This window comes from Nonomuraea antri, assembly GCF_013283785.1.
GTDB classification, from domain to species: domain Bacteria; phylum Actinomycetota; class Actinomycetes; order Streptosporangiales; family Streptosporangiaceae; genus Nonomuraea; species Nonomuraea antri.
This window is the reverse complement of the sequence record NZ_JABCPZ010000550.1, coordinates 1-1,214: the sequence shown is the minus strand read 5'-3', so window position 1 is coordinate 1,214 and position 1,214 is coordinate 1. Positions and strand designations below refer to the sequence as shown.

Sequence of the window (1,214 nt, the reverse complement as noted above, 5' to 3'; positions counted from 1 at the left end):
CCCCATCCCCGCCTTCGCCCTCGCCTGGTATCACCGCACCGGAACCGTCGGGATCGCCCTCTCCCAGCCCGGCCACCCGCTCCAGGGTCGCGTTCGTCGCGCCCGTCAGCGCCGTCTGGATCTGGGCGATGGTCCGGCCGGCGGCCTGCATCCGCTTGACGGCCACCAGTTGCAGCAGGTGGCGTCGGCCGTACTGGGCGACCCGGCCCCGCCTGGTCAGCGGCGGATCCACCAGGCCGATGGTGGTGTACCACCTGATCAAGCGCTCACCGGGCACTTCACGGACGCGGCCGTTCACCGGCTGGGCGTGGTCGCCCAGCGCTCGGGCCGCGTGCTCGGCCAGCTCGCCGATGGTCCAGGTGTCGCTCATGCCTCCACAATGACACTGTCATTGTTACAGTGTCAATAACGGCAAGATCGGAAGAATACGGGAGCGGGATTCGTTCCATAAAGGGAGAAACTGCGACGAATGTGGAGGAAACGGATGGCTACGATCACTGGACCCCTCTCGAACGACGCCAAGAAGACCGTCGGCGAAGCGTTGCAGGGCGCCCTGGTGGATCTGATCGATCTTTCGCTGGTGGCCAAACAGGCGCACTGGAATCTCGTCGGCGCGCATTTCCGTCCGATCCATCTCCAGCTCGACGAGCTGACCGACCTCGCGCGCGCCCACATGGACACCATCGCCGAGCGCGCCGTGGCACTCGGCGTGAACCCGGACGGACGCTCCGCCACCGTCGCCAAGGCCACGCAGGTCCAGCAGCCGGAGCGCGGCTGGATCGAGGACGGCAAGGTGATCGCGCTGATCACCGACATCCTGAGCGGCATGAGCAAGCGCATGTACGAGCGCATCCAGGCCACCGAGGAGCCCGACCCGGTCAGCCAGGACCTGCTCATCGCGGTCGCCCAGGACGTCGACAAGCAGCACTGGATGTTCCAGGCCCAGCGCTGACCCACCGGATCCGCGGGCCGGGTCCCCTCCGGCGGCCCGCGGGTCCTGCTCCGGCCGGCGTCGTCCTGATCCGGGACGTCGTCCTGATCCGTCCGACGGCGCCCTGACCCGGCCGGCGCCGGGGCCGGTGCCGGGCCGTAAGCGGCACGTAAGAGGTGATCATCTCTTACCGATCTAGCGTGCGGGGACATGAGCACCCGCGCGCAGATCGTCGTGCTGGCCAAGCGCCCCGTCCCCGGCCGGGTCAAGACCCGGCTCACCC

Annotated in this window: 2 protein-coding genes; one reads left to right on the top strand and one right to left on the bottom strand. The window is 68.5% G+C overall.

From position 1 onward, the window contains the following. On the bottom strand, positions 1 to 370 hold a 370-nt coding region (locus HII36_RS55285), incomplete at its 3' end, for a MerR family transcriptional regulator (RefSeq protein ID WP_173531405.1). Positions 371 to 484: 114 nt separating this feature from the next. On the opposite strand from HII36_RS55285, the gene HII36_RS55280 reads away from it, so the two are divergent. After that, a complete protein-coding gene (locus HII36_RS55280; RefSeq protein WP_173531404.1) occupies positions 485 to 952 on the top strand; it encodes a Dps family protein in 468 nt (155 codons plus the stop codon). The last annotated feature ends 262 nt before the right edge of the window (positions 953 to 1,214 follow it).